Source organism: uncultured Anaerotruncus sp., assembly GCF_902490045.1.
Classification (GTDB): Bacteria; Bacillota; Clostridia; order Oscillospirales; family Ruminococcaceae; genus Anaerotruncus.
Window position 1 is genome coordinate 1 of record NZ_CABUCJ010000014.1, and the last position, 26611, is coordinate 26611.

Sequence of the window (26611 nt, forward strand, 5' to 3'; positions counted from 1 at the left end):
TGTAGACGCCCACGTCGGGGTTCTGCGACACCGCCGCGCCGATCTCATGGGAGAAGGCGAAGAGCACGCCGCACACCCCGATCGAACAGCACAGGTTGAGGGCGAACATCCGCTGGATGAGGTGGGAGATGCTCTGCCCGCGGCTGTGCCGCTGGGCGATCTCGGGGACGATGAGGCTGGAAAAGGAGTTGAGGAAGGCGGCGGGGAAGAGGATGACGGGCAGGGCAACGCCGTGCACCGCGCCGAAAACGGCAAAGGAGGCGCCCGCCGCCAGCCCGCCTGCCTGGAGCCGCACGGGAACGAGCAGGTTTTTGACGGTGGCGAGTCCCGAGCGCAGATAGGAGCTCATCGCCATGGGCAGGGCGATGCCGAACAGCCGCCCGGTCAGGCGGTTTTTGGGCGCGTCCTTCCGGCGGAAGCCCCGGCTGTCGCCGAGGTAGAGGGCCAGCGAACTCACGAAGGAGAGCCCCTCGGCAATCACGCCCGAGCAGGTGATGGCGAGGCAGGCGTATTCGAGGCCGGGCGGCATCAGGAAGGTGAGTCCGATAATCGAGAGGCTGATCTTCAAAAACTGCTCGAAAATCTGCGAGGCGGCGGATTTGGCCACCCGCCCGACGGCGGTGAAATACCCGTTCAGCGCGCAGGACATCGCGATGAAGGGCATCGAGAGCGCCATGGTCTTGAGCGGGCGGATGGTCTGGACGCTGCCGAGGCAGGTCTCCCCGATGAAGGGCGCGGCAAAAAAGAGGAAGAGGGACGCCGCGCCGCCGAAGAGCAGCGCATAGCCGAAGCAGCGGCGCATCGCGCCTTTGACGTTGCCGCCGGGGCTGGCGGCCTCCTCCGCGACGAGCCGCGTCGCCGCGAGGTTGATGCCCGACGCCGCGAAGGTGACGGTGAAGGAGTAGACCGACATGATGAGCTGGAAGACGCCCATCCCCTCCGCGCCGATCCTGCCAGAGATATAGAGGTTGAACCAGACGCCCACGGCGTTCATGAGCAGCGACGTCGCGGTCATGATCATGGCGTTGAGGAAAAAACGCTGTATTTTTTTCATAGCTTCACCACGGACTTGTTTGATAATAAGGTATATGAAAAATCCGCGGCAAAAAGCCCAACCCAATTATTCCCTTTTTAGAACGTCCTTTTTTTGCGCAAACTAGCGGTATCAACTGCGAGAAAAGGAGCGTTCCCATGAAAAACACCATGCGATGGACCGCCCTGCTGCTTGCGGCCGCGCTGCTCGTCTCCTGCGCGGGCTGTAAGAAGTCCGGCGGTCAGGGCACGACCCAGGACGGCGAATATGACCAGTCGGGGAATTACCGCCCGACGCTTCCCAACGTCTCCGCCGAGCTTTCGGACGCGGTCAGGCAGAATTCCGACGTGGTCGGCTGGCTCACCCTGCCCAACACCACGATCAACGAGGCGGTCGTGCAGACGACCAACAATGAGTTCTATCTGCGGCGCGACGTCAAAAAAAACTACGCCTACGAGGGCTGCTACTATATGGACTATGAGAGCGTGATGTTCGACGACGGCGCGGATCTGGCGCAGAACACGATCATTTACGGCCACAACCTCGGCAGCCCGATGGGGGTGAAGGACGACCCCGAGGGGGTGAAATTCGCGCAGCTTTTGAAGCTCGAGGACATCGAGCTCGCCAAAAGGACCCCCTATGTCTACCTGACCACCGAGGGCGCGGCCCATGTCTTTGAAATCTTCGCGGTTTTCTACTGCGAAGCGGAGACCTCGCCCGTGCCCTACCACCTGGCCGAATACAGCGACGAACGCTTCAACGCCCTCATCAGCGACGTGAAGGCGCGGTCGGAATACACCTACGACGTCGAGGTGACGCCGGAGGACCGGATCATCTCCCTTTCAACCTGCAGCTACAAATACGGCACCTATACCCAGAATCCCGACCAGCGCTTCGTCGTGATGGGGCGGCTTGTCCGGGAGGGGGAGAGCTACCACGAGACGGCGAACCTCGTCAAAAATGAAAATCCCAAGCTCCCCGCCTTCGCGCGGTAGCGGGCGCGTACAGAAAAGCCGCCTCCCGGATGACATCCGGGAGGCGGCTTTGGGTTTTGTTTTTACACGGATTCGGCCTGCGGCGCCAGGCGGCGCAGGATGGAATAGAGCAGCCGCGCGGTGCGGGGGATAAAAAACTGGGTGATCGGGCCGGTGAGCAGGGCGGTGAGGAGGGTGCCGATCCCGATGACGCCGCCGAGCAGAAACCCGGTGACGACGAAGGCGAGGTCGACCGCGATGCGCACCCACCGGAACTGGAGGTGCAGCTTGTCGCTCAGGATGATCGCGAGCGAATCGTTCGCGCCCACCCCGATGCTCGCGCTGATGACGGCGGAGAGGCCCATGGAGATCAGGACGCAGCTCGCCAGCACGATGACGACGCGCACCGGAAGGGGCAGGCCCTCGTGGATGACGCCGTGGAGCAGGCGGCTCGCGGCGTCGATCATCGGCCCGGTGATGAAGAGGGCGGCGAAGGTGCCCGCGCGGATATATTTGCGGTCGATGAACAGGTAGAGGACCAGCAGGGTGAAATTGATGGCAATGTGGGCGGTGCCGTTGGAGATGTGGGCGGTGCGCGCCACCCCCTGCATGAGCATGCTGAACGGGTCGGTCCCGATGCCGGACAGGACGAACGCCGAGCAGCCGAGCGCGCATACGGCGGTGCCGAGGCAGAAATAGAGGACCCGCAGGACGAATTCACGCGCCGGGTAGGCTGGTTTCATGGACGGACACTCCTTGTCGGGTGTAATGGGTCAGCTGTTGAGGAAGCCCTTGCCGATGATCTCCGACGTGTTGGAGATCAGGATGAAGGCGTTGGGCTCGGTGGCGCGGACGAACTGGCGCAGCGCCATGGCCTGGGGACGCTTGAGCGCGGTAAAGACGATCGCCTTTTTGCCGTGGGTGAAGGCGCCCTGCGCCTCGCAGACGGTTGCGCTGCGTCCCAGCACATGCACGATGAAATGGCAGATGGGCTCGGGATTGTCGCAGATGATGTTAAAGTATTTGCACAGGTTGATCGACTCGATGACGTTGTCGATGACGAGCGATTTGACCATGAGGCCGACGAAGGAGAAAAGGCCGGTCTTGATGTCGAAGACGAAGCAGGCGGAGAGCGCCACGGCCAGGTCGGTAAAGAAGAGGGCGGCGCCGATGTCGGTGCTCGTGTGCTTTTTGAGGATCATGGCGACGATGTCGGTGCCGCCGCTCGACGCGCCGATGTTGAAGAGGATGGCCGACCCGAAGGCGGGCAGCGCGATCGCATAGCAGAGCTCGAGCAGGGGCTGGTCGGTGAGCGGGGCGGACAGGGGGAAGAACCGCTGGAGCAGAGACAGCCCGACCGACAGAAGCACGCTCGAGTAGGCGGTCATGAGGCCGAACCCCTTGCCGAGGAAGCAGAAGCCGACGGCGAGCAGGGCCATGCTGATGACAAAGTTGATCGACGCGGCGGAAAAGGGCATGACCCGCGCGAGCACGACCGCGATGCCGGTCACGCCGCCGAAGGAGAAGTTGTTGGGAAATTTGAAGAAATAGGTGCCCGCGACAATGATCAGGGTGCTGACGGTGATCAGCAGGAATTTCTTGATTTTTGGTGCCATAAGCTTCCTCCCGCCGCGGCCGGACGCCGCGCCTGCCTCTCTTTACCCGGCGCGCCGACGGCGCCGTTACGTCTTTTCAGGCTCCCCGCCGCCCTTTTGCGGGCGTAAGCTCAGAGCAAGAACCGTTCGATCGCCCGGGCGACGCAGTCATCGTCGTTGGAGGGGCCGACCCAGTCAGCGGCCGCCTTGATTTCGTCGGTGGCGTTGGCGGGGGCGGCGGCCAGCCCGGCGAAGGTGAGCATCTCCAGGTCGTTGCGGCTGTCGCCGATGGCCATGACCTCCCCGGGCGCGACGCCCAGGTATTCGCAGAGGAACCGCAGGCCGTCCCCCTTGTCCGTGCCCGCGGCGTTCACCTCGATGTTCTGCGCGACCGACGAGGTGAGGGCGACCCCCTCCACTCGGCGCATCGCCGCCCACACCGCCTCCTCGTGCTCGGGCGGCAGGTAGGGGACGTTGAACTTCTCGACCGGCGCGGCGGGATGCAGCAGGTATTCCCGCTGGTCCTCGATGGTGCGGCGACCGCGCAGGAGGTTTTTCATCCGGCTCTCGGAAAAGCCGGAGGCTTCGATATAGGGGATACGGACGCGCTCGACGTAGTCGAAGCCGCCGCTGTAGATTTCGATGAAAACGGGAAAGGGCGCGAGCGTGTCGAAGACGCGCAGCGCCGTGTCCTCCGGGATGGGGTTGGCGTAGAGAAGCGCCTCTTCGCGCAGGTCGAAGACGGAGGCGCCGTTGCAGGTGACGGCGTAATGAAGCCCCGGCGTCTGCTCGATGGCCTCGGGCAGGCGGTGGCGCATCCGGCCGGTGGCGGTCACGACGAACACGCCGCGCGCGCTGGCAGCCTCGATGGCCGCGCGGTTTGCGGGGGAGACGGTCACGTGGTCGCTGCAAAGCGTCGTGCCGTCCATATCCAGGGCGAGGAGTTTGATCTTCATGCGGTTCTTCCCTTCCAGTTCGATTCCAGCTACCATTATACACGCAAGAGGAGCCGGACACAACCGGAAATTGACGGGGCGGCGCAAGGCTGGTACAATGAATAAAACAGCTTGACCGGGAGGGACGCGGATTTGTACAGTTGTCCGGTATGCGGCGGGATTCTCGCGTGGGGGGAGCGCGCCTGCCGGTGCCCGGAGGGGCACTCCTTCGACATCGCCGCGCAGGGCTATGTCAACCTCCTGCTCGCCAACAAAAAGAGCAGCCCCAACCCGGGGGACAACGCGGAGATGGTCGCGGGGCGTACCCGCTTCCTCGACAGCGGCAGCTACGCCCCGCTCTCCGACGCGCTCAACGAAACCGTCCTCAGCCTCTGCGGGAACGCGCCCCGCGTTCTCGACGCGGGCTGCGGGGAGGGCTATTACGCCGCCCGCCTTTTTGACGCGCTGGAAGGGGCGGGGAGGACCCCCGTCCTCTTCGGCGTCGACCTCTCGAAGCCCGCCGTCCGCCACGCGGCCCGCCGCTGCCGCGGGGGCCGCTTCGCGGTCGCGAGCCTCTTTGCGCTGCCCCTCGCGGATGGGAGCGCAGACCTCGTCTATAACGTCTTTTCCCCCCTCTGTCCGCCGGAATTTGCCCGCGTGCTCGCCCCGGGCGGGTATTTTGTCGCCGTCTATCCGGCGGCCCGGCACCTGTGGGGGCTCAAGCGCGTCCTCTACGACGCGCCCTATGAAAACGCGGACAAGTCCTTCGAGCTGGAGGGATTCCGCATCACGGGCCGCCGCCGCGTGAGCTATTCCTTTACGCTGGAGGGGAACGCCCTCATCGAGAGCCTTTTTTCGATGACCCCCTATTATTACAAGACCCCGGCGGAGGGCGCGGCGCGGCTCGCGGCGCTGGAAACCCTCACGACCGAGGCGGATTTCTGGGTGGTCGCCTACGGGAAGGGGGACGCGTGATGGAAAACGCCGTCTGGTTCGCGCGCACAGGCGCGCGGGATCTCTCGGCGGCGGCCCGCGCGCTGCTCGCGCGGGGACTCGGCCTGCCCGAGCCCCCGCGCGTTGAAAAGGACGCGCGCGGGAAGCCCTTCCTGCCGGATTTCCCGGGAATTCACATCAGCATCTCCCACACGCGCGGTGCGGTGGCCGCCGCCCTTTCGGAACGCCCCGCCGGCGTGGACGTGGAGCCCGCCTCCCGCCTCCTGCACGACTGGTTTCCCGCGCGGTTTTTTACCGACGCGGAGTGCTTCCTCGCGGACTGCCCGGAGGAGGTCATCGCGGTGTGGACCCGCAAGGAGGCGCTTCTCAAGCGGGACGGCCGGGGAATCACCCTGCCGCTGCGGGAGGTCGAGACGGCGGGGCGGGAGGATCTCGCCACCCGGCGCGTCGGGGAGTACGTCGTCTCCTTCTGCGGCGAGCCCGCCGCCTTTACCCTGGTTGAAACCGCGCTCTGACTGGAAAACAGCCCGCCATTTGGCGGGCTGTTTTGTAATTCTGCACGATTTCGGTTGAAGAAAGTGGAAAAATATTGTATAATCAAGAGTAACGACCCTCCGGCCGCGTGCCCGGCGGCAAAATGCCTCCGCGCCGGGCACAATAGGGAGGAAGCTCGAAACGAAAAGCGAGGAATGTACGATGCTGGAAAATCTGGATTTGGATGTTCGGATGGAAAAAGAAGAGTGGGACGCGGTGTCCGACGGCCTGAAACAGAAGCTCGGCGTGCTTCAGCAGCGCATCCGCGCGCTGAAGATTCCGATGGTGCTTGTCTTTGAGGGGTGGGGCGCCTCCGGCAAGGGGGACAAGATCTCCCGCCTGATCACCAATCTCGACCCGCGCGGTTTTTCGGTGCACAGCATCCTCGCGCCGACGGCGGACGAGCGGCGGTACCCCTGGATGCGGCCCTTCTGGCAGGCGCTGCCGACCTACGGGGACACGGCGATCTTTGACCGGAGCTGGTACCGCGCTGTTTCGGTGGCGCGGGACGAGGAGCGCCTGACCCGCCGCGATCTCAACCACCGGTTCGACGAGATCGTGGACTTTGAGCAGCAGATCACCGACGACGGATACGTGCTGGTGAAATTCTTCTTCCACATCTCCAAAAAGGAGCAGAAAAAGCGGCTCAAGGTGCTGGACGATCAGAAGTCGACCCGCTGGCGCGTGACAAAGGCCGACTGGGACCACAACCGGCGGTACGGCGAATACCTGGAGATTTTCGACGAGATGATCTCCCGCACCGACCGGCACAACGCGCCCTGGACAGTGGTGGCGTCGACCGACCGCCGCTATGCGACCTGGAAGGTCTTTACGACGGTGATCGGCGCGATGGAGCAGGCGATCGAGCGCAGGGAGAACGGCTTTGAAAAGCCGTTCACCGGCATCCGCGTGTCGGACGACATCAAGACGCTGCCCGCGCCGCGCCTGCGGGAGATCGACCTGAATGTCACGATCGAGGAAGCGGAATACCGCAAGCAGCTCAAGGACTGCCAGAAGCGGCTTTCCGAGCTGCACAATGAGCTCTACCGCCGCCGCATCCCGATGATCCTCGCCTATGAGGGCTGGGACGCGGCGGGCAAGGGCGGCAACATCAAGCGGGTGGCCGCGGCGCTCGACGCGCGCGGCTACGAGGTCATCCCGATCGCCGCGCCGACCACCCTGGAAAAGAACCATCCGCACCTCTGGCGGTTCTGGAACGCGCTGCCCAAGGACGGGCATGTGGCGATCTTCGACCGCACCTGGTACGGCCGCGTCATGGTCGAGCACATCGAGGGGTTCTGCACCGACGAGGAGTGGGGCCGCGCCTATGACGAGATCAACCGCTTTGAGCGGGGGCTTGCCGAGTGGGGCGCGATCATCCTCAAGTTCTGGCTGCACATCGACAAGGACGAGCAGCTCGCCCGTTTCACCGACCGCCAGAACACCCCTGAAAAGCAGTACAAAATCACCGACGAGGACTGGCGCAACCGCGACAAGTGGGACGACTACGAGCAGGCGGTCGACGAGATGCTCCTGCGCACCAACACCGCCTATGCGCCGTGGATCGTCGTCGAGTCGAACGATAAGCGATATGCCCGCATCCGGACGCTCAAGGCGGTCATTGCAGCGATTGAAGAGAGGCTTTGATTTGCCGCTCGGCGCGACAAGCCTTTGGTTTTCCGCCAAGTGGTCGGAGGGCTTTCTTCGCACCCCTCCGGGGCGCTTTAGATGTGCCGCCTGCGGCGGGGATTGCCGGGTCCCGCCCCGGCGGGCGGCCCTATTTCTTGTTCGCCCAAGAAATAGGGGAAAGAAGGGCGCTCAAGGGGGGCTCACTTGAAGAAGACTGGGCGCAAAGCTCGCCCCCCTTGAGAATCCCCCCTCCGCTCACGTCCAGCCTGCCCCGGGTAGAAGGCAGGTGCCGTCGTACCCGCTGGTAAGGATATACGGGAGTGGGGGCTCGCCTTACGCTCCCAATCACAAATAAAAAGGGCGCGCAGCGGTAGCTGCGCGCCCTTTTTGCAAAGGCGGCCGTTATAGAAGGGAGTGACTGCCGGTGTGTTACCAAGGGAAACGGTAACGAGGCAATATGGGCCAGCCAAAGCAAACAAACTTATGAAGCGTAACAACATTATACAGCATAATAAACGAGGATGTCAATAAGTTTATGCGATATAATAACCTTATTAAACATGTAAGGTTTTGATAGTAATGGCGACGATCAAAGTCAGCGGGGATCTCAAAAACAGGGATAGGCTATCGACAACCGTTGATAAAGGCCTGTATAAGGCGATCAAGGGCTATAGCGACGAGTCGTTGGTGCCGATGTCAAAAATTATAGATGAGGCAGTGGAAGACTTTCTGATCAAGAAAAAAATCCCTTATGAGTGGGTTGCTCCTTATCGGGTATTAAAAGAATAAAAAAATGCGGGCCGCAAAACGGCCCGCATTTTTTGACGATTGATTTGTCGGCACAGGTCTTCTTCTTGCGGTTGGCTGGACGTGAGCGGAGGGGGGATTCTCAAGGGGGGCGAGCTTTGCGCCCAGTCTTCTTCAAGTGAGCCCCCCTTGAGCGCCCTTCTTTCGTCCATTTCTTGGGCGTGCAAGAAATGGACCCGCCTGCCGGGGCGGGACCCGGCAAGCCCTCCGCCCACTGGGCGGCAAATCCAAGAAGATCGCCGCCGGTCGACTACCGGCAAGCCCTCCTCCCGCCGGGCGGAAAACCTAAGAAGAGGCCCGCAGCTCCCCGAGCGGCAAATCTACCGGGGAAAGGCATACTCCTCGTCGAGCAGGAACCGCACCCGGCCGGGCGGAGGATCGGCGTAGGGATTATACTCCATCCCCTCCAGCGAAGCGGCGTCCACAAGGTCGAGCCAGCCGAACCGGGGGACGGAGACGTCCTCAAAATAGAGCCTGCGCACGCCGTAGCGGTCCTCGCCGGGATCGTACCGGCCGGGAATCGGCCGACGGTCGTACCGGACGAGGAAGGGCGCCGTCTCGTTCCCCTTGGGGACGCTGATCGTACAGACGACGGTGCGCGCGTCGGGATAAAAGGTCGCGTTGTAGAGGATGGGGCCCGCGTCTCCCTCGGCGGGCAGGGGAGAGGCGACCAGCTCGTCGAGGTCAAGGCTGTGGTTGGGGCTTTCCGCGCGCAGGGAGGCCATGAAGGCCGTATCCGGGCGCGCGTCAATATACTTCTGTTTCTCCGCCTGCGTCCGGGCGGTCAACAGGACCGCCGCGGCCAGCAGGAACAGGAGAAGCGGGAACAGGAGGCGCTTTTTCCGGCTACTCATGCTTGATCGCCTCGAGGGCGGAAATTTTCATCGCGCGGTTGGCGGGCAGGATGCCGGAGACGAGGCCGATGAGCGTGGCGAAGAGAATCGCCGCCACGACGAGCCACGGCGGGATGAGGGAGACCTGCGCGGCGGCCTGTTCGCCGCCCCCATAGTAACCCATATAGCGCATCGATATGCCGCTGTTGTTACCGCTGAAGGAGAAGTTGAAGTAATTCATCAAAAAGGAGATAAAATAGCTGAGGATGACCCCGATGATGCCGCCGGCAAAGCCGATGACCCCCGCCTCCATCAGGAAGACGGAGCGGATGTTTTTGACCTTGCAGCCGAGCACCTTCATGACGCCGATTTCGCGGGTGCGCTCATAGATCGACATGATCATCGTGTTGGTGATGCCGATGGCCGCGACGAGCAGCGAGATGCCGCCCAGTCCGCCCAGGAACATCTGCTGCTGGCGGGCCTGCTCCTGCATCGGCTTGCGCACGTCCTCGGCCGAGTTCGTCTCGAAGCCCATCGCCTTGATGGCCTCCTGCACCGGCTCGACGTCCTCCATTGTTGCGACCTTGACGGTGACGTTGTTGTAGCCCTTGTCGTTGCGGGAGCTGGTTTTGATCTTGTTGACGCGGTTGTATTCCGCCTCGAGCCACTTGATGTCCTCGATGTCCATGATGATGCCCTGCGAGGTCTCCCAGCCCTTGTCGTAGTCCTCCTTGACCCGCCCGACCGGCTTGATCTCGCGGGAGAACTGCGTGCTGTCGGGGTCGTCCTCGTCCTGCTTGTTGCTGCGCAGGATGAGCTCGTCGTTCATGATGTCGACGAACGGCTTTTGCTTGAGCTCGCCGTTCTCGTCCCTTTCGGGCCAGCGGTAGTTGTCGAACTTTTTCTTGTTGTCCTGGAAGTTATAGCCGGTATATTCGCCGACCACCACATAGATCGGCTTTTTCTTTTCAGTCTGCGGCCCTTTGGGATATTCCCCCTCGAGTAGCGTGTATCCCATTTTGGGCATGGCTTCTGCGTACATGCCGGTGATGTCCCACAGTTCCATCTGGTAGCGGTCATCCTTGCCCGCGTAGACGCGCGCCTGGAGGCCGGGGGAATAGATGGGGGTGGCGACCTCGACGCCGGGAAGGTTCTGCATCCGCTCGACGGCCTTGTCGTCCATGACGGCGGAGTCGCCATCGCCCATCCCGCTGTAGCGGTAGTTGTAGACGCTGATCGTGGTGAGGCGGCTGCCCATCTGGGCGAGGGTGTTTTCGAGCTGGAGGTTCATGCCGAGGCCGAGGGAGATCATGACGACGATCGCGCAGGTGCCGACCACCACGCCGACCACGGTGAGGATGGAGCGCATCTTTCGACGGAAGAGATTTCCAAAGCACATGGAAATCATGTCAGATATCTTCATCGTCGTCCTCCAGGAAGGCCTCGTCCTCCTTGCGCCGCACGAGCATGAGCCTGATCAGGAAGGCCACGAAGATCATGAGCACCACGCCGCCGACCATCCAGCCCCAGACGGGGATCGTCTGGTACCAGGGCGTCTCCTCGGGGACCTCGTCCATCGGGTTCATCGCGTCCATGCCGTCGTCGAAGGAGGGCGTAAAGGCGATCGCGGTCGTCGTGAACGGCTCGCGCAGCTCGGTGACGTGCATATTCGCGTCCTCATAGGTGATGATGATTTCGCCCTTGACCTCGCCGCCCTCCAGCGCGCCGAGCTGGAAATCGGCGGAGTCCTCCTTGCCGGCCTCGATGTTGCCGATGAACTGGCGCTGGCCGGGCTGGGCGATGTTGCCGGCGATCTCGGCGGAGACGTTATAGATGGGGGATTTCCCCTTGTTGACGAAGGAGACCTCGATGCTCGTGTCGTCCCCGACATAGAGCTCGGAGGGGACCTCGATGGGATTGAGGGTGAAGCGGTCGAGCTGGGTGACGGGGATGCTGATCTCCTGCGCGGAGGTGAGCTGCTTGCGCGCCTCGTCGATGACCGCCTCATAGGTAAAATCGAGCTTGATCGCGTGGGAAATCGGTTCCGCGCCCGGCTTGACCGACAGCGAGATCGTGCGCTCGACCGACGATTCGCGCGACATCTTTTCAAGGTAGATGGTATTGGAGGAGCCCTTGAGGGTGAACGCCTCGGGCACCGTGATCTTGATGACGATGTTGTCGATCGGGAGCTTTTTGCTCGTGTTGGTGAAGCGCAGCTTGAGGGCGAAGTCGCTCGCCGCGGCCACGCTCTCGCCGCCGTAATCGAATTCCGACACGATCAGCGTCGGGGTGGGCGGCGCGATGTCCGGTCGGCTGGAGGAGTCGTCGTCATCATCGTCGTCATCGTCGTGGTCCCGCCCGCTCGAGGCGGAGTTGACCTTGAGCTCGTTGAGTTCCTTGCTGAAATCGGTCATGCCGATGCCCCATTCGGGCGGGTAGGAGACGGACAGGCGCAGCGTCTTGCTCTCGCCGGAGTACCGGACGCCTGTATATGTAATTGTGTAATAGATCGAGTCGTTTCTGCCTTCCTTAAATTGGAAAGATGGGTCGGAACTTGATTTAAAGTTTTCTGAATTGAGACTGGCGAAAAAGTTTTTGTTACGTTCTTCATCGCTGTCGCCTTCGCCGCCGGGCAGGTCTTTGTAGTCCTTGTAGCTGAACCTGGTGTCGACGATGGTGATGATCATTTTTTCCGCGGTCTGCCCACCGGACAGTTCCTTTATACGACCGGTACCGGACTGGAACTCCACACCCTGGATACTGTACTCGTTTGGCGCGGTCTCCGTGTTGTCATTCTTGTCGCCGGGGTCGGCTCCTTCCTCGGACTTGGGCTCTTTTGCGGCGGCGAGCATGCGGCTGCCCGCCCGGGAGGAGGAGAGCACCACATCGGGATCCTCCTTCGGAACCTGGGATTCCACCTGCGTGGAGGTGCCGGCGGTATCGCCCTCGTCGGCGTAGACGGTCGTGCCCCAAAAGAGCGTGGCAAAGGAGACGCCCGCCGCTGAAAACAGGAAGATCACGGCAAGCACAAGGGAGATCACGCGGCTGGAAAGATGGTTCATATCGGCAGTTCTCCTTTTTCTTCTTGGGGGTCCGCCGCCGGGGCGGGCGGCAAAGCGGCGGGCGCGTCCCCGTCGTCCGGGAGGATCAGCGGCTCGTCGTCGGGCGGCAGGGGGAGCTCCTCCTCCACGGCCGGGATGGGCCCTTCCGGGAGACTGGGCTCCTCAGGCAGCACCGATTCGGGCGGCAGGGAATCCGCGTCGGCGGTTCCGTCATAGACCGGCGTGTGGGTGACGTCCGAGGTGATCGCGCCGTCGATCAGGGTGACGACCCGGTCGGCGTAGTCGGCGATCTCGGGGTCGTGGGTGACGATGATGAGCGTCTGCTGGTACCGGCGCGCGAACCGCACCATCATGCGCATAACGTCGATGGTCGTCCGGGTGTCGAGGTTGCCGGTCGGCTCGTCTGCGAAAACCACCTTCGGCCGCGAGACGAACGCGCGCGCGATGCCCACGCGCTGCTGCTGGCCGCCCGACATCTGGGTGGGCCTGTGGTGGGCGCGTTTTTTGAGCCCCACCGCGGCAAGCATCGCCATCGACGCCTTGTTCCGCTTCGATTTGGAGATGCCCTTGAAGATCATCGGCAGGGAGACGTTTTCGAGCGCCGTCATGGTGGGGAGGAGGTTGTAGGACTGGAAGACAAAGCCCAAAAACCGCTGCCGGAAGATCGCAAGCTGGTTTTCCGACAGGCGGGAGATGTTGGTCTTTCCAATATATACCGAGCCGCGGGTGGGCTTTTCAAGCCCCGCGAGCTGATTGAGCAGGGTGGATTTTCCGGAACCGGAGGTCCCGACGATGCAGACGACCTGCCCCTTTAAAATTTCAAGATTGATGTCCGCGAGGGCGACGACTTTTTCATCGCCGATGCGGTAGACCTTGCGCAGATGGCGCACGCTGATCATGGGCTTGGGGCCGTTTTTGGCCTGCGCGGCGTTTTCCAAAGTGCCACCCCCTTCCGGCATACCGATCAATAGGTGCGGCATTTCCCGCGAATTACTGCACCAAATTCACACTGCCGTCAACGCGGCTTCACCGGAGCGACACAATCGGCGCGGGAGAATCCGGTTGTACCCGTCCCGAATCTATGATACAATATCCGGAGAACCGGCAGATTCGACGGAAAATACAGGATGAGTATAGCATAGATTGTCTGAAATGCAAAGGGGTGGGCGGATGCCGCGGAAGAACGACCTGGTGACGCTCGACGTCACCGATATGACCCACGAGGGCAGCGGCGTCGGGCATTTGGACGGCATGGCGGTCTTCGTGCCCGCCTCGGCGGTGGGGGACCGGCTGCTGGTGCGGCTGGTCAAGGTCAATAAGACCCACTGCTTCGGGAAGATCGAGCGGATTTTGACCCCGTCGCCCGACCGCGTTCCCTCCGACTGCCCGGTGAGCCGCAGGTGTGGCGGGTGCGTCTTCCGGCACGTCTCCTATGAGGCGGAGCTGCGCTACAAGCAGGCGTTCGTCCAGCAGAATCTGCGCCGCATCGGCGGGATCGAACTGGAAGTGGAACCGATCCTGCCGTCCCCCCGGACCGAGGGCTACCGCAACAAGGCGCAGTATCCCGTCCGGATGCAGAAGGGGAAGCTCGCGGCGGGCTTTTTCGCCCCGCGTACCCATGAGGTGATCGACTGCCATGACTGTCGCCTCCAGCCGTCCGGCTTTTCGCGGATTCTGGAGACTGTGCTCGGCTACCTGCGGGACTGCGGCGTCCCCGTCTATGACGAGGTTACGGGCGGCGGGCTCCTGCGGCATGTCTACCTGCGCGCCGGGCAGCGCTCGGGAGAAACGATGGTCTGCCTTGTTGTCAACGGGGACCGCCTTCCGCGCGAACGGGAGCTGGTCGAGCGCCTGCGCGCCTGCGACCCGCGGATCGTTTCGATCGTCCTCAACGTCAACGACCGCCCGACCAACGTCATCCTCGGGCGGGAGAACCGCGTCCTCTATGGGAAGGAACAGATCAGCGATGTGCTCTGCGGGGTGGCGTTCGACCTCTCCCCGCAGTCCTTTTACCAGGTGAACAGCTCCGGCGCCGAACGGCTCTACGGCGTGGCCGCCGATTACGCCGCGCTCACGGGGGAGGAGACGGTGATCGATCTCTACTGCGGCGCGGGGACGATCGGGCTTTCGCTGGCGGGCCGTTGCAAAGAGGTGATTGGCGTCGAGGTCGTGCCGCAGGCGGTGGAAAACGCCCTCGCCAACGCGCGCCGCGCGGGCATTTCCAACGCGCGCTTCTTCTGCGCCGACGCGGCGGAGGCCGCCGCGCGCCTCGCGCGGGAGGGGACCCGCCCGGACGTGGTCATCCTCGACCCGCCGCGCAGGGGCTGCGAGGAGGCGGTGCTCGAATCGGTCGCGCGGATGGCCCCGGGGCGGATCGTCATGGTCTCCTGCAACAGTGCCACGATGGCCCGTGACTGCGCCGTGTTTGCCCGCCTCGGGTACGGGACGGCCCGCTGCCGGCCGGTGGACATGTTCCCGCGCACCGCGCATGTCGAGACGGTTGTCTTGCTTTCCAAGGGCGAGATCGACTCGAAGAATATTCGGGTTGAGTTCTCTTTGGAGGATATGGATATGTCCGAATTTCAGGATGGGGCAACCTATCCGCAGATTAAGGAGTATGTCTTGGAGCATACCGGGTTAAAGGTGTCCAACCTCTATATCTCACAGATTAAACGGAAATGTGGGATTGAGGTAGGCAAAAACTATAATCTGCCGAAATCCGAAGATTCCAGGCAACCCCAGTGTCCGCCGGAAAAAGAGAAAGCAATCCGAGAAGCATTCAAATATTTCGGGATGATCTAACATCCCGTAGAATGGAGGTTTCTTATGGATAGATTGATTTCTTGTGAGTTTAATATGGACACTGCCTGTGTGGAACTGAAATTTGTTGATGGCAGTATGATTTCCATTGACACGATCGCCGTGGAGAACGAGATTGCCGACAATATGTATCAGCGGTCAGAGCTGGACTATCTGATCTACAATGACCCGATTGGATATGCTAACTTGATATTGAACGGTGATCCCGAAACCTATTTGAAAACTGTAACTGAATACAAACCGCTTGATAGCTAACCAACACTTTGCCCGTGGGAGAAATTCTGCGGGCAATTTTTTTGTATCTTTTCTGTGAACTCTATTGATTTTGGCTGTCTAATGTGGTAGACTATATGTGAAGTCTAATGGTGTAGACAAGGAGGGCGTAAATATGGGTTTTCCGAAGATTCACGAAAGTGAATATCGTTTTTGTTTGATTATGTGGGAGCATGAGCCGGTTACTGCTGTCGAGCTTGTAAAGCTGTGCCAGGATCAACTCGGATGGAAAAGGACTACGACTTATACCGTTATCAAGCGTCTTGGAGAGCGTGGTGTGCTGCAGAACGACAATGGCACTGTTACTTCTCTCGTTTCCAAGGATGAAGCCCAGGCGTGTGAGATCGACGAACTGGTCGAGAAGAAATTCGAGGGTTCTCTGCCTGCCTTTATCGCTGCTTTTACGAAGCATCAGGATATGTCCGAGGATGAGCTTGAGGAGGTGCAGCGCATGATCGACCGCATCAGGAAAGGAGGCAAATCATGAGCGATCTGTTTCTGAACATTGTAAACATGAGCATATCGGCAAGCTGGCTTGTCCTGACAGTGTTGTTGCTCCGGTTCGTCCTGAAGAAAGCACCCAAGTGGGTCAATGTCCTGCTCTGGGGCATCGTAGCAGTGCGGCTGGCTTTCCCATTTTCCATCAAGAGCGCTTTGAGTCTGATCCCCAGCGCTGAAACTATAAATCCGGGTATCATGATGGATACTGTGCCTTCTGTCCAGACGGGAGTTCCGGCCATCAACAACGTTATCAACCCAGTGATCGGCAGTTCACTTGCCCCTGCTCCGGGCTCCAGCGCAAATCCGCTTCAAATCTGGATTCCGATTTTGAGTATCGTCTGGGCGATCGGTGTTGCCGCACTTCTCCTGTATACCGCAGTCAGCTATTGGCGTCTGCAGCGTAAGGTCAGCGAAGCGGTCATCCTCCGGGACAACATCTATCAAAGTGAGAATGTCGCATCGCCCTTTGTGCTGGGTATCATGAAGCCGAAGATTTATTTGCCCTACCACATGGATGGGCAGGATCTGAGCCATGTTGTTGCCCATGAGCAGGCGCATATTCGACGCAGAGACCACTGGTGGAAACCTCTGGGTTTCCTCCTGCTGACAATCCATTGGTTTAATCCGCTGATGTGGCTTGCCTATGTGCTGCTGTGCAGAGATATTGAGCTGGCCTGTGACGAAAAGGTTATCAAGGAACTCGACAACGAACTGAGAGCCGATTATGCTCAAGCGCTCGTTGTCTGCAGCGTAAACCGTCGTATGATCGCCGCTTGTCCTCTTGCCTTTGGCGAGGTAGGTGTAAAGGAGCGTGTGAAGTCTGTGATGAACTATAAGAAGCCTGCGTTCTGGGTCATCATTTTGGCAGTCATCACCTGTGCGGTCGTTGCGGTCTGCTTCCTGACAAATCCGGCAGGCACAGCGCTTACCAAATGGACGATTGATGAAGTTGACATGAGCGCTGCATTGAGCGATGTCCGCTCAATGACTGTCCGATATAACAGCGAGTCTGTTTCCTGCAACGATGGAGACAGCAACCGTTTTATTGCAACGATGGGCAAAATCAGGGTGGGCCGCAATTCGATCTCTCAAAGCAGAGATCACAATCGTGATCACAGTTTTACCATTACTATAAATGATAACTTGCATCTGCATTTTTCTTTTGATTTTTCCGAGATATGGGTTGATAATGGTGTGAAACCTTCTTTCAGCTATCCTATCACCAATCCAGAAACCGCAAGAGAGTTAATGCTTGATTTTAGTTTTACCCATAAAGGCACAGTGGAACAGTGGTTTGATTATCTTGACACTCCGTCCGAAATGCAATGGGACAGACAAATGGAAGCCAATATTCCGGAGTTCCCGGATGTGACTTTCCGTTGGACTTATGGAGAAATGATGGCTGTTACAGGTAACGAAATCACTTCGTTGTATACCGGAATGCCCATCTGGAACGCCTATTTCTGCGACCTCACCGGCGACGGTTTGCCTGAGTTGTGTTCTACAATCAGTTGGGGATCTGGCATGATTGATAACCGTGTCATCATTTATGACTATGCAAACGGAGCAAGCTATGAGCTGTCTGATCGAGGAAATTTCGATTTTACCCTCAGATTTCATGAAGCTGATGGATACCTCTATGTAGATAAAACAAAGTATAATACCGATGAACTGGTAGAAACAGGCCGACTGGTTTTCAAGAATAATAGTATTCAGATAGAAGGTTTTTCCAACGAAGCCCATCAGGTGTTCCAGGCTAAAATTCTGGAAATTCATGATGGTCATTATCTTGTGAAGCCCGTTGAAGGTAGTTGGGAATTGAGTAGTGCAGACCGAATTGTGGTACCTATTAGCAATGCTCATCCATCACCAGAACCTGAAATCGGAAATGTAATCGAAATTGAATATTCCGGTGAAATCCTTGAATCCTATCCTGCACAAATTGCAGATGTTTATGGAATCAAGCTTATAAGGGAAGCCGAAACATGGGACTTAATCCCTATGGTTATGGTGAATGGAACATTGTATCTCGATACCGGTCACGAAAGCACAATAGAAGCAAGATGCGGCGTGATGGATGGTGAGATTACATCCCAAGTTGATGGAAGTAAACAGCCCACCGTTGACGATCAGTCCAATTTTGGTACAGGATATGGTTATCAATACGGGGCAACCGAGGGAACCATTGAACTCTTTATGAATGGCAAGTGGTGGATCTTCGCTACCGAAGAAGCACGCCAGGCAATTCTGTTTCCATCTACAGAGAATGAACCTTCAAAGTTTTATCTGACCATCGGTGCAGAAGGTGTTAAGAGCATCGAGCTTATAATGCCTAACTCAAGTGGTGGGTGTGAAAACGCTGATGGTTCCCTGTTCAAGAAAGGCGAACGCATCTGGCTCGAAAATCTCGATGGTTACACTGATCTGCGTGGACTAACAATAACTGCCCTTGGTGAAAACGGAGAAATCATCTGGACTGCATCAATTCCCAATGAAGATGAAAACCAAGGATTTACCCATCTGGTAAATGATGATTGGGAAATCACAAATATCGAATAATTAGTTCCCAGCAAATAAACCGCTGCAATTCTCATTCCAAAGTGGGATGGATGTTGTAGCGGTTTTTCTTTTTATGGTTCAAATGCCACCATTGTTTCCTTTGGCAGTTTCTCATTTTCACAGTTCAGAAGATAAGCTATCGCTTTATTTGCAAAACGGTTTGTTTTCATCGTATCCCAATCGGCAAGCCGGATAATCTCTGCTGTACCATTTTCAAAATCAAGTGAAATCTCGCCCCATTCGCCGTCGCAGTCTGCTTGGTATTCGTAGATTGCGGCGGCGATTTTCTTTTTGCGCTTAATTTTGGATTTCTGTTTCAATCGAACAGCATGGATTGCGCCCTCGGCAACCAGAAGCTTTGTCAGCTTGTCCACCGCTTTTCGATAGGCTCGTTCTGCACCGCTGGCTGTGCTGCCCTCAAACATGACTGCCAGTTCTTCAAAGGTGGGGCGGCCTTTCCATGAGCCGACACGCCCGCAGGTCATGCAGATTGCAAGGCGCTTTTCAAGTAAGGTCTGTTCACGGTAGTTCAGTTTTTCAAATGCCCGCTGCACCTTTTCAGCCTGTATGCCGTTCCAGAGAATGTCGGCATAGTTCCAGGTATCGTCAAGGGCAACATCCTCGCCCGTTTCCTCACCGTCCTCGTCTGTTACATAGAACGGCTGCTGATTGCGGATGCCACGGACAACTTTCAGATATTCTTCCGCAAGGGCCAGATCACAGTTGTACTTCTTGGAAAACTCGCTAACCGCATTCTTGGTGTTGTGGTACAGCCATGCCATTGAACGCACCATTTTGTAATTGCTCAGAGATGACACCGACCACTTTTCTTCGCCCATACGGAAACGGAGCATAGCATCCCGGATGAACGGAAAAATGTAGGTGGCATACTCCGCACCCTTGGCGGGATCGTAGTCCATCAGCTTCTGGAGCATTTGTTCCCGGCAGGATAGCTTTATATCCAGAAAACGGTCTGTGTCGTACAGATCGCCGCCATCCACACCGAGAAAGCCTTTGATACGCTTATTGAGCTGCGGTTCATAGTGGTGAAGGAAGAACGAGAAATACATCAAGTCCTTTTCTTGAAGGGCAGACAGAATATAATCGTTCAAATTACCCACCACGGGTGGTTCCGGTTCCAGTTGGAAGATGCGCTCTGCCACATAGGGGATGATGCCATCGCCGTGCGGATTGACTTGGTGTTTCGGTATGTATCCGGTCATATTCCATGAAAAATCATTCAGCATAGCGCACCTCCTTTCGGTCTAATAATGTTTATCGATCTCCAGAAAACTGAAAGTTGTATTACTGGTTTTCGAATGATTCAAGAAGTAAGGTCGCATTATTTGCAACTTTCTCTTTAATAGCAAAAACAGTATCTTCAACTGAAAGTAGCGTTGTGTCTAAAGTATATTTCTCATATGCTCCCAAATCATCAAATTGATCCCACATAGTCTCTACTAATTCAATATTAGTTTTTCTATCTAATTTTGAGCGTTCAATTGCCCGCTTCAAAGTTTCATTCTTATCAGCCTTCAAAATAATATAATGCACTTCATATCCTTCGTGTACAATATTCAACCATGGCGCTAAAAACCACGGACCGATAATACCATCTACAATAACATCATATCCGCCACGGGCATAACGCTTTGCGGCTTCTAAAAAAGCCTCAATCACAATCAGATTTTGCTCGTTAGATTCCGGTAAATATGGTGGGATTACCCCTTTGCTTAGATAATGATAAAAATCATCTGTGTGCATATGCACAGACTTTTCCATACTGGATTCTTTTGCAATAATAGCGGATGTTGAGGTTTTTCCCGTTCCTGGTGCGCCAGTAATTACAATGATTCTTCCGTTCTCCATTTATTTCATCCTTTCAAATTCAAAGTGAACAAAATCGCTGCGCGATGGCCTGCCAAGGCTATGGCGCAGCTTTTTACTTTTTCTAAAAAAGGCAGTGACAGGATTGTCCCAAGATAGTATTGTTAAAGCACCACCAATAACAAACTTCAAACACGGGCTTAGTCCCAACAACTGCCTATGAAAAGAATATCATCTTTAGGCTGCTTACACAAGCAGTTTTATTTTGCAAATGCTCCTCCATGATGGGTAGTTACTGTTGTTATTACTACTTTTATTTCATGGAGGTTATTTTATGTACGAAGATATTTTTGAATTAGTAACTATTGCTGCACAGAAAAGGAATCTAAAGGAATCCACTACAAAGGCGTATTGTCACGCCCTTAGCCCTTTCCTGAATGCTACTGGTAAACCCTGGCAAGAACTTACTATAGCTGATGTGGATGATTACCTGACCGCCAAAAGACTGATGGGCATTTTACCTGAAACCTACAACCACTACTATGGTGCTTTACGCTTCATGTACAAGCGTGTTCTCAAACTCAACTGGGACGAAGATGAAATTCCCAGAATGAAACGTGACCGCTCCCTGCCTACTGTTCTCTCAAGAGAAGAAGTGAATGCAATCCTTGATGTCACCACAAACCTGAAATACAAAGCCATCTTTGCTGTTATGTACTCCGGCGGTCTTCGGGCGTCTGAAACAACTCATTTGCATTATGAAGACATTTCCCGAAGCAATCACTTCATTCACATCCGCAATACCAAAAACAGAATGGACCGATACACCATTCTAGCTGACCGCACTCTCGACATTCTGACTCAGTACTGGTTTCAGTGCGGAAGACCCAGAAATATCCTCTTTCCAAGTCAGACAACCGGAGAATATCTGGATATCTCTGCGGTAAATCAAGTATTAAGAAGAAGCTCCGAACGAGCCAGAATCCCTAAGCATGTCACTTCACACGCATTCAGGCACAGCTTCGCCAGTCATCTTCTGGAAGCCGGATGTGACATTAAATATATTCAGGCCTTGTTAGGTCACTTGGATCCTAAGTCTACCGAGATTTATCTTCATGTCAGTAACAAAACTTTACTTGGCATTAAAAGCCCTTTTGATATACAGGAGGATTCATAATGGAGCATCCTACTGTACAGGATATATTTCTACGGTTTTATCCGAAATACCTTGATAAGTATATCCCTTCTCCACAGCAGTCCAAAGTTGCTAACTGCATCATTAACTGCAAGACCGGTGCTTATGGTGCCAACGTAAGTATGTGTGAAGACTGTGGACATCTGCAAATCCATTATAACTCCTGCCGAAACAGATGTTGTCCCATGTGTCAGGCTTTGCCTAAGGAAAAGTGGATGGACAAGCGACGTGAGGATGTGCTGGAGGCCCCTTACTTTCACGTTGTGTTTACTGTACCACAGGAGTTGAATCCTTTAATCTACAGTAACCAGCAGTTTCTTTATGACGCCATGTATCACTGCGTTTCAGCAACTATTGAAGAACTGACTTACGACGCAAAACATCTTGGTGCAAAGGTTGGATATATTTGCGTGTTACATACCTGGGGGTCTGAAATGAATTTTCATCCTCACATCCATGTCATTCTTCTTGGCGGCGGTCTGACAGCCGAAAATCAATGGCGTGATAAGGGCGAAGAATTCTTTCTTCCTGTAAAGGCACTTTCAAAGCTGTTCCGTGGCAAATATCTGGATGAACTGAAAAACCTCTGGGAAGAGAGAAAACTTCAGTTTCATGGAAGCAGTGAAAAGTATCGTAACTATTATGCTTTCAAGGAACTCCTAAATACTTGTTATGAAAAGGATTGGGTTCCCCACTGTAAGAAAACCTTTAATGGTGCACAGTCCGTTATTAACTACCTTGGAAAATACACCCACCGGATTGCCATCAGCAACCATCGTATCATACGCATGGATGAAGATACAGTTACTTACTATGTCAAAGACTACCGCGAAGAAGGCAAATGGAAGGAATTTACCATTTCCGGTGTTGAATTTATTCGCCGGTTTCTTATGCATGTGCCTCCTAAACGCTTTGTCAGAATCAGGTATTATGGATTGCTATGTACCAGAACCAAAACCAGACATCTGACATTATGCCGGAATCTCCTTGGCTGCAAACAGTATCTTTCCCGGCTGAAAAACCTGGATACTCCACAGATGCTCGAAACCCTCTACGGTATTAAGGTTACTGTCTGTAAATGCTGTGGCGGACACCTTGGAAAACCACAGCAGCGGATACCGCTACGTATTTAAAGCTTGATATTCATATTTTTTGAAAAGCCTCAGAAATGAGGTCTATTTGTCGTGCTTAGATTCAGAAACGAGCCATCTGCCACAATGGCACAACCTTTATCTTATAGTAAAGTGTAAAGATTGAAAGTCCATACATATCGGCTCCTGTGACGCGACTTTGTTCACTATAGAAAAATCGAAATTGATGTAAACGATAGGGCAGTTTATCAAATATTGTAAGCTGCTTTATCGTTTACACCAACTTCGATTGGTTTCTAATCAAGTTTTCTCATTGCTTCTTTCCTCAAAGCAACCTGTTCCATCTCTTTTTCATAATCACCCTTGGCATAAGCAACATCGCTTTTTGCCCGGAACATCTTATCTTTCGCCAGTTTCTTCATAATCTCTGCTAAGTCCTCATCCAGCTTGCCACGCTTGATATAGCGGTTGATGGTATTCAGCCGCTTTTCATATATCTGGATAACCGGATGATCGTCCGCAAGCTCCCGTTGTTCTCTGCCTTTCAGATTGCCGATCTGCCGACAGGTGCGGTGCAGCTTATCTCCCGGCGCATAACCGCCGCAGTATTTGGTGTGCCTTGCGTTGGTTGTCAGAAACCATTTGCCGCAGATCCGGCACTTCTTAGGAGCGTGACCGACACACAATCCCTCAAAGAGATCTGACCGGAACATCCCTACAAAGGACACATAGTGCATCCGTTTGACGAGCTTCGCCACATTTTCGCCGGGACGGATGACAGATACATACTGAACGGAGTTGTTCAGGGTAGACATCCAGGCATTTCCCTCAGTAATAGAAAAGTCCGGAGGGAAATAGCTTCCAAACATTTTTGCAAAGCCCTCTGCGGTGCGGTCAGCTTCGTTGCCGTCTGATTTTTCTGCAAAATCAAGCATTGCCTTTTGGTATTCCCCAAGGGAGTATGCCAGATGCCCGAATACAGCGGTATAGCGTTGGAGCATCATCGCATCGGCATATCTCGGAACTTCTTCAAGCTGCAAGGAGTTGGTTGTGGCTTTTATGGCAAACTCCATATATTTCAGAGCATTGTCCGCAGTAAAGACTTTTTCAATCTGTTCTCTGTGTTTTGGAATATCCATGTAGGAGAACGGCGGTGTTTTACTGAGAATATCAAGCATCGCCAGAGCAGCTTCCCTTGCCATAGGAAAGAGTGCAGAAGCGTCCTCTCCGGCGTTCAACATTCCAAGCAGCAGATTGATTTTTTCGCATTGCTCATTCATCTTTGCAATGGCATCCGCAGGAACATTCAGCGCATCACAGGCAAGAGTGCCGACAGGGAATGTTTTGCCCTCATATATGACCGTATCCTGCCAAAAATCCAATGTCATCAGTTCTTGATTCATGCTTGCCCTCTTGTCCTGTTTTTTTACTTTTCCAATTATACCATGCAAATGTGAAGAAATCTATATCCTCCGAAAAGTTGTCCTGTTTTTTGAAATAGGCTTGTCCTGCTATTAGCCTGTTTTTTGAAAAATCCGTCATAACCATAGTAGAAAGAGCGAAGCACCTGCCAACCACGGCGGGTGCTTCGTGCTTTCCAGACTATTATGAACGGAGATTTTTCTATGACAATTTATGAAACCATCAAGGCGGCGATCTGCGTGAAGCAAGCCGCCGAACACTACGGGCTGAAAGTGAGCCACAACGGCATGGCTTGCTGCCCGTTCCACAACGACAGGCATCCGAGCTTGAAGCTGAACGAGGATTATTTCTTCTGCTTCGGCTGCGGAGCCAAGGGGGATGTAATCGACCTTGTGGCAAGACTGTTCGATCTGAGCAGTTATGAAGCAGCGCAAAAGCTGGCTGCGGACTTCGGGCTTGACCCGAAACCGCCCACTGCCGCAGCTATGGTCAAGCCAAAGCGTCCCTATATCCGTCAGTTTCGGGAGGACGAAATGCTGTGCTTCCGGGTGCTGATGGATTATCTGCATCTGCTGGAAGATTGGAAAGTGCGATATGCACCGAAAACACCGGACGATGCTCTGGATGACCGTTTTGTGGAAGCCTGCCAGATGCTTGATTATATCGAATATATGGCAGACATTTTGACTGTGGGTAATCTGGAAGAACGGGTTGCTGTGGTGGAAGAGCTGATGAAGGACGGCAAAATTATGTTCTTGCAGGACTACACCGCAAGAAAGAAAAAGGAGGTGGCGCAGCATGGCGAAGAACCGGAAAACGCCTGATATGAACCTGCCTGTCTGGTTTGACGGGCAGAACATCAATGAAGCTCTGTTTTGTGAAGAATTTCTGCATGAGCGCAGAATCATCTTTGCAAACGGAGCTTTTTTCACGCCTGATGGTCGGGTGACAGACGATCTTCCTCTGCGTGGGGAGATTTACGACAAGCTGAAATTCTGTGCCGTAAACAATATCCCCCGGAAGATCACCAACATTCTGGAAGTGCTGAAACTGGAAGCGCAAGTGCCTGACTTCCCGCCGGAGCAGGATCGCATCCATGTGTTCAACGGTACGTTGCTATTGAACGGCACATTTACCGAGGGCAGACCGGCTATCGTGCGAAGCCGTCTGCCTGTTGTCTACAATCCCGATGCTCCTGCGCCCGTGATCTGGCTGAACTTTTTGAATGGACTGCTCCATGCGGAAGACATTCCCACCTTGCAGGAGTTTATCGGTTATTGCCTGATCCCCTCCAACAAAGGACAGCGCATGATGGTGATTAAGGGCAACGGTGGCGAGGGTAAATCCCAAATCGGTGCGGTGCTTTCGGCTATCTTTGGCACAAACATGAAGGACGGCAGCATCGGCAAGATTTCTGAAAACCGCTTTGCCCGTGCCGATCTGGAGCACATCCTGCTGTGCGTAGATGATGATATGCGGATGGAAGCTCTGCGCCAGACCAACTATGTAAAATCCATCGTGACCGCACAGGGCAAGATGGACTTGGAACGCAAAGGGAAACAGAGCTACCAGGGCTGGATGTTCGCCCGGTTGATGGCATTCAGCAACGGCGATCTGCAAGCCCTGTATGACCGCAGTGACGGATTTTACCGCAGACAGCTTGTGTTAACCACCAAGGAAAAGCCTGCGGACAGAGCCGATGATCCTGATCTTGCGGAGAAAATGAAAGCCGAAGTAGAGGGAATCTTCCTGTGGGCATTTGAGGGGTTGAAGCGGCTGGCTGCCAACAACTTCAAATTTACAGAGAGTGACCGAATCAAAGAAAACCGGGAAGCGGTCAAGCGTGACAATAACAATATTTTCGATTTCATGGAGTCGGATGGATACATCCGATTGAGAGCGGATGCTTCCATCAGCTCCAAGGATTTTTATGAAATCTACGAAATGTGGTGCAGAGAAAATTCTCTTGCGCCGCTGAAAGCCCGCAGCTTCAGCGACGCCATGGTTGCCAATGCCCGGAAATATAATCTGGAGCATTGCAACAATATCACCAACGCTGCCGGTCGGCGAGTGTGGGGATTCATGGGGGTGGAAGCGATTGCACGACCTGATATAAATGGGTTTTACGGAGATTTGCCGTGTACGTACGTACCGGAGGACATTCCGGAGGAATGGCGAAACGGAGCATAAAACCGATTGCTGGTACGTATGTACACAGCAAAAGAGCGTGAAACGCTCGTTATAGAAACAGCACATCCCCCTTGTTTGGGCTGTTTCTATGTCCACGGACTTTTGAAAAAAGCTCCTGTGGACACCGGCTGCAAGAGGAAGTTCCGCAGAACAGCTTCATGCAGACGGGCTGACCATGAGAAAAGTTGCAGACATTTTCGCCTTGGTCAGCAGAGGTCACCGCAGCGACCGCATTCCCCCTCGGGAGAGCCCTCGGAGAGCCCACGGCACTTTGCAGCCAGTATGGATGAAAGTGTTATAGTGGGTTATTACACTTCCGCAGAAGTGCATCCCCGCAGCCCCCCGCCCGTCTGCTACTCTCGAAAGAAAGGAAAAAG

General features: G+C 55.4%; 24 protein-coding genes. 13 read left to right on the forward strand and 11 right to left on the reverse strand.

The annotated features are described in order from the left end of the window. Window positions 1–1054: oligosaccharide flippase family protein (locus RDM88_RS02860; protein ID WP_308753030.1), on the reverse strand; the 1054-nt coding region annotated here is incomplete at its 3' end. 137 nt (window positions 1055–1191) lie between these two features. On the opposite strand from RDM88_RS02860, the gene RDM88_RS02865 reads away from it, so the two are divergent. Further along, on the forward strand, window positions 1192–2028 hold the full coding sequence (locus RDM88_RS02865) for a class B sortase (RefSeq protein WP_308753032.1): 837 nt from the start codon (window positions 1192–1194) through the stop codon (window positions 2026–2028). 62 nt (window positions 2029–2090) lie between these two features. Here the strand turns inward: RDM88_RS02865 and RDM88_RS02870 are convergent, their stop codons facing one another. The 3 genes from RDM88_RS02870 to RDM88_RS02880 form a co-directional block, all read right to left on the reverse strand. Beyond that, the gene (locus RDM88_RS02870) at window positions 2091–2750 is read right to left on the reverse strand and encodes a hypothetical protein (protein ID WP_308753034.1); all 660 of its coding nucleotides are present in this window, start codon (window positions 2748–2750) and stop codon (window positions 2091–2093) included. A 30-nt stretch (window positions 2751–2780) separates the two neighbouring features. After that, a complete protein-coding gene (locus RDM88_RS02875; RefSeq protein WP_308753036.1) occupies window positions 2781–3623 on the reverse strand; it encodes a YitT family protein in 843 nt (280 codons plus the stop codon). A gap of 110 nt (window positions 3624–3733) precedes the next feature. Beyond that, window positions 3734–4558 carry an HAD family hydrolase gene (locus tag RDM88_RS02880; RefSeq protein ID WP_308753038.1) on the reverse strand — a complete coding sequence of 275 codons (825 nt, stop codon included), beginning with the start codon at window positions 4556–4558 and terminating at the stop codon, window positions 3734–3736. A 132-nt stretch (window positions 4559–4690) separates the two neighbouring features. Here RDM88_RS02880 and RDM88_RS02885 point away from each other — a divergent pair, with 132 nt between their 5' ends. The 4 genes from RDM88_RS02885 (at window position 4691) to RDM88_RS02900 (ending at window position 8443) form a co-directional block, all read left to right on the forward strand. Next, window positions 4691–5512, forward strand: coding sequence for a putative RNA methyltransferase (locus RDM88_RS02885; RefSeq protein WP_308753040.1), 822 nt, complete (start codon window positions 4691–4693; stop codon window positions 5510–5512). Further along, a complete protein-coding gene (locus RDM88_RS02890; RefSeq protein ID WP_308753042.1) occupies window positions 5512–6006 on the forward strand; it encodes a 4'-phosphopantetheinyl transferase superfamily protein in 495 nt (164 codons plus the stop codon). Before RDM88_RS02885 ends, RDM88_RS02890 begins: the two co-directional genes overlap by 1 nt. Window positions 6007–6187: 181 nt before the next feature. Beyond that, window positions 6188–7672, forward strand: coding sequence for a polyphosphate:AMP phosphotransferase (gene pap, locus RDM88_RS02895; RefSeq protein WP_308753044.1), 1485 nt, complete (start codon window positions 6188–6190; stop codon window positions 7670–7672). Between the two features lie 561 nt (window positions 7673–8233). Further along, on the forward strand, window positions 8234–8443 hold the full coding sequence (locus tag RDM88_RS02900; RefSeq protein WP_308753046.1) for a ribbon-helix-helix domain-containing protein: 210 nt from the start codon (window positions 8234–8236) through the stop codon (window positions 8441–8443). A 338-nt stretch (window positions 8444–8781) separates the two neighbouring features. On the opposite strand, the gene RDM88_RS02905 is transcribed toward RDM88_RS02900, so the two are convergent. The 4 genes from RDM88_RS02905 to RDM88_RS02920 are packed head-to-tail and all read right to left on the reverse strand — an operon-like array spanning window position 8782 to window position 13294. Beyond that, window positions 8782–9315, reverse strand: coding sequence for a hypothetical protein (locus RDM88_RS02905; protein ID WP_308753048.1), 534 nt, complete (start codon window positions 9313–9315; stop codon window positions 8782–8784). Then, complete coding sequence (locus RDM88_RS02910; RefSeq protein WP_308753050.1) at window positions 9308–10717, reverse strand: ABC transporter permease; 1410 nt, start codon at window positions 10715–10717, stop codon at window positions 9308–9310. Before RDM88_RS02910 ends, RDM88_RS02905 begins: the two co-directional genes overlap by 8 nt. Continuing rightward, the gene (locus RDM88_RS02915) at window positions 10704–12356 is read right to left on the reverse strand and encodes a hypothetical protein (RefSeq protein WP_308753052.1); all 1653 of its coding nucleotides are present in this window, start codon (window positions 12354–12356) and stop codon (window positions 10704–10706) included. The genes RDM88_RS02910 and RDM88_RS02915 overlap by 14 nt, the downstream gene beginning before the upstream one ends. Continuing rightward, entirely contained in the window at window positions 12353–13294 is a 942-nt protein-coding gene (locus RDM88_RS02920) for an ABC transporter ATP-binding protein (RefSeq protein ID WP_374045401.1), read from the reverse strand. The genes RDM88_RS02915 and RDM88_RS02920 overlap by 4 nt, the downstream gene beginning before the upstream one ends. A 232-nt stretch (window positions 13295–13526) precedes the next feature. Here RDM88_RS02920 and rlmD point away from each other — a divergent pair, with 232 nt between their 5' ends. The 4 genes from rlmD (at window position 13527) to RDM88_RS02940 (ending at window position 18509) form a co-directional block, all read left to right on the forward strand. Continuing rightward, window positions 13527–15158 (forward strand): 23S rRNA (uracil(1939)-C(5))-methyltransferase RlmD, encoded by a 1632-nt coding sequence (gene rlmD, locus RDM88_RS02925; protein ID WP_308753054.1) that lies wholly within the window; start codon window positions 13527–13529, stop codon window positions 15156–15158. 24 nt (window positions 15159–15182) lie between these two features. After that, complete coding sequence (locus RDM88_RS02930) at window positions 15183–15431, forward strand: DUF6061 family protein (RefSeq protein ID WP_308753056.1); 249 nt, start codon at window positions 15183–15185, stop codon at window positions 15429–15431. 133 nt (window positions 15432–15564) lie between these two features. Further along, window positions 15565–15936: a BlaI/MecI/CopY family transcriptional regulator gene (locus RDM88_RS02935; RefSeq protein WP_308753058.1), complete on the forward strand. Its 372-nt coding sequence runs from the start codon at window positions 15565–15567 to the stop codon at window positions 15934–15936. Next, window positions 15933–18509 (forward strand): M56 family metallopeptidase, encoded by a 2577-nt coding sequence (locus RDM88_RS02940; protein ID WP_308753060.1) that lies wholly within the window; start codon window positions 15933–15935, stop codon window positions 18507–18509. Before RDM88_RS02935 ends, RDM88_RS02940 begins: the two co-directional genes overlap by 4 nt. A 71-nt stretch (window positions 18510–18580) precedes the next feature. On the opposite strand, the gene RDM88_RS02945 is transcribed toward RDM88_RS02940, so the two are convergent. Together RDM88_RS02945 and RDM88_RS02950 are read right to left on the reverse strand one after the other, a co-directional pair. Next, window positions 18581–19756, reverse strand: coding sequence for a hypothetical protein (locus RDM88_RS02945; protein ID WP_308753062.1), 1176 nt, complete (start codon window positions 19754–19756; stop codon window positions 18581–18583). A 58-nt stretch (window positions 19757–19814) separates the two neighbouring features. Then, entirely contained in the window at window positions 19815–20378 is a 564-nt protein-coding gene (locus RDM88_RS02950) for an AAA family ATPase (protein ID WP_308753064.1), read from the reverse strand. Window positions 20379–20670: 292 nt separating this feature from the next. Here RDM88_RS02950 and RDM88_RS02955 point away from each other — a divergent pair, with 292 nt between their 5' ends. Continuing rightward, on the forward strand, window positions 20671–21513 hold the full coding sequence (locus RDM88_RS02955) for a tyrosine-type recombinase/integrase (RefSeq protein ID WP_308753066.1): 843 nt from the start codon (window positions 20671–20673) through the stop codon (window positions 21511–21513). Then, window positions 21513–22664 (forward strand): IS91 family transposase, encoded by a 1152-nt coding sequence (locus tag RDM88_RS02960; protein ID WP_308753069.1) that lies wholly within the window; start codon window positions 21513–21515, stop codon window positions 22662–22664. Before RDM88_RS02955 ends, RDM88_RS02960 begins: the two co-directional genes overlap by 1 nt. 254 nt (window positions 22665–22918) lie before the next feature. Here the strand turns inward: RDM88_RS02960 and RDM88_RS02965 are convergent, their stop codons facing one another. Then, the gene (locus RDM88_RS02965; RefSeq protein WP_308753071.1) at window positions 22919–24025 is read right to left on the reverse strand and encodes a DUF6076 domain-containing protein; all 1107 of its coding nucleotides are present in this window, start codon (window positions 24023–24025) and stop codon (window positions 22919–22921) included. A gap of 222 nt (window positions 24026–24247) precedes the next feature. Here RDM88_RS02965 and RDM88_RS02970 point away from each other — a divergent pair, with 222 nt between their 5' ends. Both RDM88_RS02970 and RDM88_RS02975 read left to right on the forward strand, forming a co-directional pair. Next, window positions 24248–24868 carry a CHC2 zinc finger domain-containing protein gene (locus RDM88_RS02970; protein ID WP_308753073.1) on the forward strand — a complete coding sequence of 207 codons (621 nt, stop codon included), beginning with the start codon at window positions 24248–24250 and terminating at the stop codon, window positions 24866–24868. Then, entirely contained in the window at window positions 24843–26234 is a 1392-nt protein-coding gene (locus RDM88_RS02975; RefSeq protein ID WP_308753075.1) for a phage/plasmid primase, P4 family, read from the forward strand. The genes RDM88_RS02970 and RDM88_RS02975 overlap by 26 nt, the downstream gene beginning before the upstream one ends. Window positions 26235–26611 lie beyond the last annotated feature (377 nt).

Excerpts from the sequence above, each read along its gene's own strand:
- RDM88_RS02970 (WP_308753073.1), top strand. The coding sequence starts at position 24,248 with ATGACAATTTATGAAACCATCAAGGCGGCGATCTGCGTGAAGCAAGCC.
- RDM88_RS02955 (WP_308753066.1), top strand. The coding sequence starts at position 20,671 with ATGTACGAAGATATTTTTGAATTAGTAACTATTGCTGCACAGAAAAGG.
- rlmD (WP_308753054.1), top strand. The coding sequence starts at position 13,527 with ATGCCGCGGAAGAACGACCTGGTGACGCTCGACGTCACCGATATGACC.
- RDM88_RS02945 (WP_308753062.1), bottom strand. The coding sequence starts at position 19,756 with ATGCTGAATGATTTTTCATGGAATATGACCGGATACATACCGAAACAC.
- pap (WP_308753044.1), top strand. The coding sequence starts at position 6,188 with ATGCTGGAAAATCTGGATTTGGATGTTCGGATGGAAAAAGAAGAGTGG.
- RDM88_RS02900 (WP_308753046.1), top strand. The coding sequence starts at position 8,234 with ATGGCGACGATCAAAGTCAGCGGGGATCTCAAAAACAGGGATAGGCTA.
- RDM88_RS02915 (WP_308753052.1), bottom strand. The coding sequence starts at position 12,356 with ATGAACCATCTTTCCAGCCGCGTGATCTCCCTTGTGCTTGCCGTGATC.
- RDM88_RS02940 (WP_308753060.1), top strand. The coding sequence starts at position 15,933 with ATGAGCGATCTGTTTCTGAACATTGTAAACATGAGCATATCGGCAAGC.
- RDM88_RS02910 (WP_308753050.1), bottom strand. The coding sequence starts at position 10,717 with ATGAAGATATCTGACATGATTTCCATGTGCTTTGGAAATCTCTTCCGT.
- RDM88_RS02960 (WP_308753069.1), top strand. The coding sequence starts at position 21,513 with ATGGAGCATCCTACTGTACAGGATATATTTCTACGGTTTTATCCGAAA.
- RDM88_RS02880 (WP_308753038.1), bottom strand. The coding sequence starts at position 4,558 with ATGAAGATCAAACTCCTCGCCCTGGATATGGACGGCACGACGCTTTGC.
- RDM88_RS02870 (WP_308753034.1), bottom strand. The coding sequence starts at position 2,750 with ATGAAACCAGCCTACCCGGCGCGTGAATTCGTCCTGCGGGTCCTCTAT.
- RDM88_RS02935 (WP_308753058.1), top strand. The coding sequence starts at position 15,565 with ATGGGTTTTCCGAAGATTCACGAAAGTGAATATCGTTTTTGTTTGATT.
- RDM88_RS02905 (WP_308753048.1), bottom strand. The coding sequence starts at position 9,315 with ATGAGTAGCCGGAAAAAGCGCCTCCTGTTCCCGCTTCTCCTGTTCCTG.
- RDM88_RS02965 (WP_308753071.1), bottom strand. The coding sequence starts at position 24,025 with ATGAATCAAGAACTGATGACATTGGATTTTTGGCAGGATACGGTCATA.
- RDM88_RS02875 (WP_308753036.1), bottom strand. The coding sequence starts at position 3,623 with ATGGCACCAAAAATCAAGAAATTCCTGCTGATCACCGTCAGCACCCTG.
- RDM88_RS02975 (WP_308753075.1), top strand. The coding sequence starts at position 24,843 with ATGGCGAAGAACCGGAAAACGCCTGATATGAACCTGCCTGTCTGGTTT.
- RDM88_RS02950 (WP_308753064.1), bottom strand. The coding sequence starts at position 20,378 with ATGGAGAACGGAAGAATCATTGTAATTACTGGCGCACCAGGAACGGGA.
- RDM88_RS02930 (WP_308753056.1), top strand. The coding sequence starts at position 15,183 with ATGGATAGATTGATTTCTTGTGAGTTTAATATGGACACTGCCTGTGTG.
- RDM88_RS02890 (WP_308753042.1), top strand. The coding sequence starts at position 5,512 with ATGGAAAACGCCGTCTGGTTCGCGCGCACAGGCGCGCGGGATCTCTCG.
- RDM88_RS02865 (WP_308753032.1), top strand. The coding sequence starts at position 1,192 with ATGAAAAACACCATGCGATGGACCGCCCTGCTGCTTGCGGCCGCGCTG.